The organism is Christensenella sp. (genome assembly GCF_034927525.1).
Lineage (GTDB): Bacteria > Bacillota > Clostridia > Christensenellales > Christensenellaceae > Christensenella.
Map to the genome: position 1 here is coordinate 1 of NZ_JAYFPU010000049.1, position 8,160 is coordinate 8,160.

Here is an 8,160-nt window from a genome sequence, read left to right on the forward strand (position 1 = left end):
AGCGTACCCTCGCCGGCGGAATAAAGCTGCAAAACCACTTCTTCCTTACCGGGCATCAATATTTTCTGTATTTTTGCGTCACGCAGCTTTTCTTTAAGCTCGCCGACGCAGATTTTCATAGTCAAACCGTCTAATGTCATATGTTTTCTCCTGTGTTCCATTATACCACAACAATTGAACGAGCATGGAATGTATGCTAAAATAATTGCAGCAAATCAAGAGGAGAAAATTATGAGAACAGATGGCAGAAAAGCGAATGAAGCGCGATCGCTCGACATGCGGATCAATGTGTTGAAAAATGCACAGGGAAGCGTGATCATCAATACAGGAGATACACAGGTATTGTGTACGGCAATGATAGAGGAAGGCGTACCGCCATTTCTTACAGGTACGGGTAAGGGATGGCTGACGGCAGAGTATTCGATGTTGCCTGCATCGACTCCCAACAGGAAAAAACGTGACGGACTGAAAAAGGACGGGCGCGGCGTAGAGATACAGCGCCTGATCGGGCGCTCACTGCGCAGTGTGTGCGATTTTGAGGGCATGGGCGAATATACGGTCTATGTGGACTGCGACGTATTAAATGCGGACGGTGGGACGCGTACAGCCTCCATCAGCGGCGCGTTTGTAGCGGCGGCGCTGTGTGTGAAAAAGGCAATGGATGCAGGGCTCATTACCAAGTCGCCCTTGAAACGCCACATAGCGGCCGTTTCCGCGGGCATCGTGAACGACGAGCCGATCCTTGATCTTTGTTACAAGGAAGACAGCGGTGCGCAGGCAGATATGAATATGGTTGCAACGGACGACGGCAACATTGGGGAGATACAGGTGTGCGGCGAAAAGCGCACCATTACAGAGGAAGAATTTGCACAGCTCAAACAGTTGTGCAAAAAGGGCATTGCGGAGATTATTGCAAAGCAGAAGGAAACTTTGAAAGACGAGGGGGTCGAGATATGAACAGATTGATCATAGCGACAAACAATCAGGGCAAGGTGAGGGAGATTAAAGCGATACTTGGAGGCTTCTATGACGAGATATTATCGCTAAAGGACGCGGGCATCGATGTAGACGTTGTAGAGGACGGCACAACATTCCATGAAAACGCTGCCAAAAAAGCAATAGAGATCAGCAAAATGATCGAGGGAGATGTGCTGGCTGACGATTCTGGCCTTTGTGTAGACGCGCTTAACGGCGCGCCGGGTATCTATTCCGCGCGTTTTTCCGGCGAGGGTGCGGACGACCAGAAAAACAATGATAAGCTGCTCTCTCTTATAAAAAATGAGAGTAACCGCAAGGCAAGGTTCGTGTGTGCGCTGGTGCTCGCGAATGGTGGCAGGGAAAAGTTGTATGTGGAGGATTATGCCGAGGGAGAGATCATTGATGAGCCGCGCGGTGAGAATGGTTTCGGTTACGATCCGCTTTTTTATGTGAAGGAATACGAACAGACATTCGCGGAGATTCCGGCTGAGACCAAGAATGTGATCAGCCATCGCGCAAAGGCGCTTGATACGCTGAAAAAGGAAGTAGAAAAGCTGTGAAGGAATATATCCATGCGCTTGTTTTGAGTGATACGCACGGCAATGCTGCTGCGGTCAGGTCGGTTTTGGCGGCAAACCCGGAGGCAGACTATATTTTTCATCTGGGCGACAATGTGCGGGATGCGCGCCTGATCGAAGAAAATACACGGGCAAGGGTAGTAAGTGTCAAAGGCAATTGCGATCCGGGCGAAGCGGCAAACGACTTTGAAGAGGTCGTTTTGCAGGGGCAGAAGATTATTTTGACACACGGGCATCTTTTGAAGGTAAAGTTTTCCTATGACCGTGCGTTTTACTATGCACAGGAGCGCGAGGCTAAAGCAATTCTATTTGGACATACGCACAGACAGTATTGCGAGTATGTCGACGGGATATGGATGGTCAATCCGGGAAGCGCGGGAGACTCGCCAGGCGGGAAAGCGGAATATGCGACGTTGCTGATCGGAGAGATGGGAGTCGTGCCTAAGACAAAGAAAATATAAATAGTTCAAAGTGTCTTGTACTATGATACCGGAAGCAGGGGGACTTCCCTGAAATAGGCCGACTAAAGTATAAATTTTATATGTCGCCAAACGGATGTTTTTTCACGTAATGGCTTACCGCCCATAGAATGAGTGCGGGAACGCCTAAAAATACAAAAACGCATATCAGTGCAACCATCTTCATCATCTCCCTACAGCTATATTCTAGGGGAAAGCAAATAAAGATGGTGTTAGGATATGTGCGGGTGGAATTAAAGGTTTATAAAGAAAAAGCGGAAAATGTTTTCCGCTTTTTTGCAGCTTATTGGTTTTGTGGTTGTTCGAAATCTTCGATAGATTTTGTTATGTTGTGCGGGATGGGTTCCCAGTGTATCTTCTTGAACAATGCCGCGATGGAGATCGGGATATACGTCAGGATAAAGAGTGGGAATGTGAACGTATACAATATCTTCTTGACCGGTTTTGCGTGAATCTCGTTCCATTCTGTAATGGTAGTGATCACACCCATGATGAACAAAACAATGTAGAAATTTGCAATGGATGAGAAGATAGACGTTGCAGTCGTCGTGATGATGAGCGGGTTGACCGTCGTCCCGTGAAACGCGCTCAGCATAAAGATCAGGTTCATGATAATGCTTGTAAGCGTTACAAAGATAGCGGGGGCGATGGTGATGAACATATCATAACAGCTGAAACGGTGATCGACGACAAAACCTTTGACAAGCCGTTTGCCGTATTTTCCAAGCACCTGATAAAATCCCTTGGACCAACGAAGACGCTGTGTCCACGACTGCCGCCACGTACAGGGCTGCTCGTCGTAAAGCTTTGCGCTGCCGCAATAACCGATCGTCTCGCCACTGATCACGTTGTCGACTGAAAATTCGATGTCCTCGGTGAGCAGGTGATGCTTCCAGCCGTGGTTTTTTCGTATGATGTCGTTGTGGATCAAAAATCCTGTGCCGGAAATGGCACAGCTTGTCTTGAGAAGCGTGCGCGGATAGTTGAGATACTTCGATTCGCGCAAAAACCACAGGGAATATCCTGCGGAAATCCAATTGGAAGCATAATTTTTGGAATTGCGGTAACAGGTGAGGATGCGATGGCCCTGGTCAAATTGTTTGTTCATCTCTGCAACAAAATTCTCGTCTAAGAGGTTGTCCGCATCGAATACAAAATATCCTTCATAGGTATATGCGCCGTAATCCTGCGCAATGTGGTTTAAGACATAGCTCAGGGCATATCCTTTTCCGACCTGCTGCGTGTTGAAACGCTCATAAACAGTGGCGCCGGCCTTGCGGGCAACATCAGCGGTATTGTCTGTACAGTTATCTGCAACAACAAATATGTCGATCAGATTTTGAGGATACTTTTGCTTTTTTATGCTGTCGATCAGATTGCCAATCACGGTGCTTTCATTGCGCGCGGCAATCACGACCGCATAACGGTGATTTTGCTTTGCGGTCATGGGCATAGGTTTTTTGTGGAAAAGCGCTACCGCAACATAGATGATCTGATAAGCATATAACGCTGTGAATACAACAAACAATGCCATGTTAAATGTGCTGATAAACGATAACAATTTTCAATCCTTTCCCTGATATATCCAAAAGGATAGATCAAGCCTTAAACTTATATTCAATGCCAAAAAAGGCACTAGCTAACCCCACATATAAACCGTAGTTGATTATAATAACATCTGATTCCATTTACAAGACATTTTAATGAGAATTCAATAAATATTAATAATTGAGATACAAATAAGCGGCTTTCATTGTAGGAACAGCTGAAAACTGATAACAAAAAAATTATTTACAGATCGTATATAAACAGCGAAATGTTGTTGACTTTTTAAAGTCAGTTTGCTATAATTTTTAATTGTCAGCCGAGGCGTAAAATATCCTTTTGCGCGGCATACATCTGATTATGCGCCTGTAGCTCAGTTGGATAGAGCAACGGCCTTCTAAGCCGTGTGCCAGGGGTTCGAATCCCTTCAGGCGCGCCATTTGGATAATAAGTTACATGGTGGGTATAGCCCAGTTGGTTAGAGCGCCGGATTGTGGTTCCGGAGGTCGTGGGTTCGAATCCCACTACCCACCCCATTTTATTTATTATCTGCAATGGACCCATGGTGATGGGGTATCGCCAAGCGGTAAGGCACAGGATTTTGATTCCTGCATTCGCTGGTTCAAATCCAGCTACCCCAGCCATTTAAAAATGGACAGCTTATAAAAAATGCTGTACAAGATAATTTGACCGTGCTATAATAATGAACGTTCCAAAAAAATGACCCGCTAGCTCAGTTGGTAGAGCATTTGACTTTTAATCAAAGGGTCCGGCGTTCGAATCGCCGGCGGGTCACCAAAGGAAAGCCGCTTACTAAGCGGCTTTTTTAATACAAAAAAGGGCAACGCAGTAAGCGTCGCCCCGGATACAAGGTAAGTTCTACAAAAATAGGAAATACCTTGGAGTATAAAGTAAGTGGTTCGTATTGATTCTTATCATACACGAACACCTCCTTATAAAGTCATTATAACAAAGATCACAACATGGCTCAAGAACGATCATCGGAATATTGATAGAACCCGCGGCCGGATTTCCGTCCAAGCAAGCCTGCCGCTACCATTTTCTTAAGAAGTGGGCATGGACGGTATTTGGGGTCTGAAAAGCTCTCATACATCTCCGTCATGATAGATAAGGCAGTGTCAAGGCCTGCAAAGTCTGCAAGCTCACACGGCCCCATAGGCAGGTTTGCGCCTAACTTCATAGCGGTGTCGACATCTTTTGGGTCGTTCCCTTCCATAACAAGGTATGCCGCCTCGTTCCACATGGGAACCAGCAATCGGTTTACCAAAAAGGCAGAGGTATCCGGCGCTTTGACAGGTTTCTTGCCAAGCGACTGTGCAAGTGAAAAGGTTTGCCGGAGAGTATCTTCGCCGGTCAGAAGGCCGGGAATGATCTCTACCAGCTTCATAACAGGTGCGGGAATAAAAAAATGCATGCCAATTACTTTTTCAGGACGCTTGGTAGCGCCTGACAGCGCGGTGATCGAAAAGGTAGAGGTATTGGACGCAAAGATCGTATGCGGCGGCATTTGCTTATCCAGCGTGCTAAATATTTTCTTTTTGATATCAAGATTTTCGGAAGCGACCTCGATCACAAAATCCGCATCACCTGCGTCGGAATAGCCGTCTACCACTGTGATTTTTTTGACGATATCATCATATCTGTCTTGACCAAACTTACCCTTTTCCAGCTTGCGATAAAGAAAATGCTTGATTGTCTCAAGCCCTTTTTGTGCCGATTCATGATTGATATCAGTAATGTAGACCGTAAGACCGGATTCGGCGCAAACTTGGGCGATTCCTGCGCCCATTTGTCCTGCGCCGACGACCAGTATTGTGCTTGCCATTTTAGATACCTCCTATAATGGTCGATACACCCATACCGCCGCCTACGCAAAGTGTAGCCAGGCCGTATGCCGAATTGCGGCGTTGCATTTCATGGAGCAGGCTAACAAGGATCCGGCAGCCGGAAGCGCCTACAGGATGCCCCAGGGCGATCGCGCCGCCATTGACGTTCACACGTGATGGATCCCATTTGAGCAGTTTTGCAACTGCAAGAGATTGTGCAGCAAATGCTTCATTGGCTTCGATCAAATCGATATCGCTGATTTTCATTTGCAGTCGATCCAGCAGCTTGCGCGTCGAAAAAGCAGGGCCAATACCCATGACAGAGGGGTCAACGCCTTCCAACACACCGCCCGTCCATTCCGCCATAGGGGCAACGCCCAACCGCTGCGCGCTTGCCGCGCTCATCACTACGACCGCGGCGGCGCCGTCGTTGATGCCCGAAGCGTTTCCGGCAGTCACTGTGCCGTCCTTCTGAAACGCGGGACGAAGCTTGGCGAGGCTTTCTAATGTAACGCCATCGCGGGGATATTCGTCGCAGTCTACGATGAGGCTTTGCTTTTTGGAGGTGACAGTCACCGGAACGATTTCATCTGCAAATTTTTCAGCCTTGATCGCTGCCTGACAGTTTTGCTGGCTGCGGACGGCAAAAGCATCCTGCTCCTCACGGGAGACATCGTATTTTTGCGCTACATTTTCTGCTGTGATTCCCATATGGTAACCCTCAAACGCATCGGAAAGCGCATCGCGGATCATCAGGTCGGCAAGTGTGCCGTCATTCATTCGGTAACCAAAACGCGCCTTTGCAAGGGAATAAGGGGAGTTTGACATGCTTTCCGTGCCGCCTGCGATAATGATATCTGCTTGGCCGGAGCGGATGAGCGCTGCCGCAAGGTTGATGCTGTGCAGGCCGGAACCGCAGACGACATTTAAGGTCTGGGCAGGCGTTGTCACAGGAAGCCCTGCATGGATCGCCGCCTGGCGGGCGACATTTTGTCCTTGCGCTGCCTGCAGGACACAGCCAAGAATGACCTCGTCGACAGATTCTGCAGGGATGCCTGCCCGCGAGACAGCTTCACGTACAACAAGAGCACCCAGCTCGACGGCGGATAAACCGGAAAGGGATCCGCCAAAATTACCGATAGGGGTGCGGCACGCACCTGCCAATACAACTTTATTTTCCATACTATTCTCCTTATAAGATTTATGTTACAGTCGCATGCCGCCGTCAACGCCAAGCACCTGTCCCGTGATATAAGAGGACTGGTCGCTTGCCAGAAACAGGGCGGCCTGCGCGATCTCGTGCGGTTGTCCGAGCCTGCCCAGCATGGTTTGTTTTTCAAACTGCGCAAGAAGCTCATCAGGTACTGTTTTCATCATATCGGTCATCGTATAGCCGGGGGCGATGGCATTGACGCGGACATTGCCGCCTTTTAACGCAAATTCCTTGGCCCATGACTTTGTAAGACCGATGATACCTGCCTTGGAAGTGGCATAATTTGCCTGCCCGATGTTCCCGAATATGCCGACGACAGAAGAAATATTGATGATGGATCCATTCCTTTGCTCTTGCATATGGGGGCCGAGACAGCGTGTCAGATAAAATGCACCGCTCAGATTGACATTCAATACGCGTTGCCATTGTTCGTCTGTCATTTTTCTGGTCATACCGTCCATCGTGATACCTGCGTTGTTTACGAGCACATTAATTATAGCATAGCGATTGACGATATCCGTACAAAATTCCGTACAGGCGGCAGAGTCGGTGATATCAAGACATATATCCTCAACATTTTTTCGCTGTTTTTCCGGTGTGGACAGATCGACAGATATCACAGACGCGCCTTCGTCCGCAAACAGCTGTACGATCGCGCTGCCAATGCCTTTTGCACCGCCGGTCACTACAGTGGTTTTGCCTTGTAAACTTTTCATAGCTTTCTCCTTTGAAAATAGTAGTGTTTATAATTCCAAATGCATCGTTTTGTCACAAAAGATCCGTGCATCCATTTCTTTGATTTCCGGTGATATGATAGGCGTGAAGCCCATATGATCCAATACATCGCGTTGTAAATCTATTCCGGGGGCGATCTCGGTGAGCATAAGCCCCTTGGAGGTCAGGCAAAAAACAGCCCGCTCTGTAACATAGAGGACGGGCTGCCCGCACTCAAGAGCATACGCGCCGCTGAATGTGATCTGTTCGACATCCGGTATGAATTTATTGGTCTTGCCCTCACAAAGGATATGCAAGCATCCGTCTTCCACTGATACGGCGAGCCCGCCGGCAGTGAAGGTGCCGCAGTAGACCAGCTTTTTTGCTGTTTGCGTGATGTTGATAAAGCCGCCGCAGCCAGCGATCTTTGGGCCGAATTTACTGACATTCACATTGCCGGAAGCATCGGCCTGCGCAAGACCGAGAAACGCGATGTCCAGTCCGCCGCCGTCATAGAAGTCAAATTGGACAGGCTGATCCAGGATGCAATCCGGATTGCTGGTAGCGCCAAAATTGAGCCCGCTTGCCGGTACGCCGCCGATCGGGCCGCATTCCAGCGTGAGGAATATGCGGCTGGCAACACCTTCCTCAGCGGCAACGGCAGCGATCCCCTCGGGCATGCCGATCCCAAGATTGGTGACAGCGCCGGGGGAAAGCTCCATCGCGCATCTTCTGGCAATGATCTTGCGTTCGTCAAGGGACATGGGAGCAATGGTATCCGTAGGGATACGGATATCGCCGCTGTA

The 8,160-nt window shown here is 48.6% G+C and carries 7 protein-coding genes, 4 tRNA genes and 1 pseudogene; 7 read left to right on the forward strand and 5 right to left on the reverse strand.

The genetic code is table 11. The features are described from left to right. Nucleotides 1–231: 231 nt before the first annotated feature. Genes rph through VB081_RS01720 form a run of 3 tightly spaced genes read left to right on the forward strand, consistent with a single transcriptional unit; the run spans nucleotide 232 to nucleotide 2,017 of the window. Nucleotides 232–957 carry a ribonuclease PH gene (rph, locus tag VB081_RS01710; RefSeq protein ID WP_323399132.1) on the forward strand — a complete coding sequence of 242 codons (726 nt, stop codon included), beginning with the start codon at nucleotides 232–234 and terminating at the stop codon, nucleotides 955–957. Continuing rightward, nucleotides 954–1,538 (forward strand): XTP/dITP diphosphatase, encoded by a 585-nt coding sequence (locus VB081_RS01715; protein WP_323399133.1) that lies wholly within the window; start codon nucleotides 954–956, stop codon nucleotides 1,536–1,538. The genes rph and VB081_RS01715 overlap by 4 nt, the downstream gene beginning before the upstream one ends. Continuing rightward, nucleotides 1,535–2,017 carry a metallophosphoesterase gene (locus VB081_RS01720; protein ID WP_323399134.1) on the forward strand — a complete coding sequence of 161 codons (483 nt, stop codon included), beginning with the start codon at nucleotides 1,535–1,537 and terminating at the stop codon, nucleotides 2,015–2,017. The genes VB081_RS01715 and VB081_RS01720 overlap by 4 nt, the downstream gene beginning before the upstream one ends. A 301-nt stretch (nucleotides 2,018–2,318) precedes the next feature. Here the strand turns inward: VB081_RS01720 and VB081_RS01725 are convergent, their stop codons facing one another. Continuing rightward, complete coding sequence (locus VB081_RS01725) at nucleotides 2,319–3,569, reverse strand: glycosyltransferase family 2 protein (RefSeq protein WP_323399135.1); 1,251 nt, start codon at nucleotides 3,567–3,569, stop codon at nucleotides 2,319–2,321. 373 nt (nucleotides 3,570–3,942) lie between these two features. Here VB081_RS01725 and VB081_RS01730 point away from each other — a divergent pair. The 4 genes from VB081_RS01730 (at nucleotide 3,943) to VB081_RS01745 (ending at nucleotide 4,378) form a co-directional block, all read left to right on the forward strand. After that, nucleotides 3,943–4,019, forward strand: a tRNA-Arg gene (locus VB081_RS01730). A 20-nt stretch (nucleotides 4,020–4,039) separates the two neighbouring features. Then, nucleotides 4,040–4,116, forward strand: a tRNA-His gene (locus VB081_RS01735). Between the two features lie 33 nt (nucleotides 4,117–4,149). Then, nucleotides 4,150–4,224: transfer RNA gene (locus tag VB081_RS01740), tRNA-Gln, on the forward strand. Between the two features lie 78 nt (nucleotides 4,225–4,302). Further along, a tRNA-Lys gene (locus tag VB081_RS01745) sits at nucleotides 4,303–4,378 on the forward strand. A 190-nt stretch (nucleotides 4,379–4,568) separates the two neighbouring features. Here VB081_RS01745 and VB081_RS01750 read toward each other — a convergent pair. The 4 genes and pseudogenes from VB081_RS01750 to VB081_RS01765 form a co-directional block, all read right to left on the reverse strand. After that, on the reverse strand, nucleotides 4,569–5,426 hold the full coding sequence (locus VB081_RS01750; protein ID WP_323399136.1) for a 3-hydroxyacyl-CoA dehydrogenase family protein: 858 nt from the start codon (nucleotides 5,424–5,426) through the stop codon (nucleotides 4,569–4,571). A gap of 1 nt (nucleotide 5,427) precedes the next feature. After that, nucleotides 5,428–6,609 carry an acetyl-CoA C-acetyltransferase gene (locus tag VB081_RS01755; protein WP_323399137.1) on the reverse strand — a complete coding sequence of 394 codons (1,182 nt, stop codon included), beginning with the start codon at nucleotides 6,607–6,609 and terminating at the stop codon, nucleotides 5,428–5,430. Between the two features lie 24 nt (nucleotides 6,610–6,633). Next, nucleotides 6,634–7,356, reverse strand: a complete 723-nt coding sequence (locus VB081_RS01760) for an SDR family NAD(P)-dependent oxidoreductase (protein ID WP_323399138.1) — start codon at nucleotides 7,354–7,356, stop codon at nucleotides 6,634–6,636. Nucleotides 7,357–7,383: 27 nt separating this feature from the next. Next, nucleotides 7,384–8,160, reverse strand: a pseudogene (locus tag VB081_RS01765) (acyl CoA:acetate/3-ketoacid CoA transferase); the annotation flags it as partial.

Bases quoted from the DNA above. Each gene is read 5' to 3' on its own strand.
- VB081_RS01725 (WP_323399135.1), bottom strand. From the start codon at position 3,569: ATGGCATTGTTTGTTGTATTCACAGCGTTATATGCTTATCAGATCATC.
- VB081_RS01715 (WP_323399133.1), top strand. From the start codon at position 954: ATGAACAGATTGATCATAGCGACAAACAATCAGGGCAAGGTGAGGGAG.
- VB081_RS01755 (WP_323399137.1), bottom strand. From the start codon at position 6,609: ATGGAAAATAAAGTTGTATTGGCAGGTGCGTGCCGCACCCCTATCGGT.
- VB081_RS01760 (WP_323399138.1), bottom strand. From the start codon at position 7,356: ATGAAAAGTTTACAAGGCAAAACCACTGTAGTGACCGGCGGTGCAAAA.
- VB081_RS01750 (WP_323399136.1), bottom strand. From the start codon at position 5,426: ATGGCAAGCACAATACTGGTCGTCGGCGCAGGACAAATGGGCGCAGGA.
- rph (WP_323399132.1), top strand. From the start codon at position 232: ATGAGAACAGATGGCAGAAAAGCGAATGAAGCGCGATCGCTCGACATG.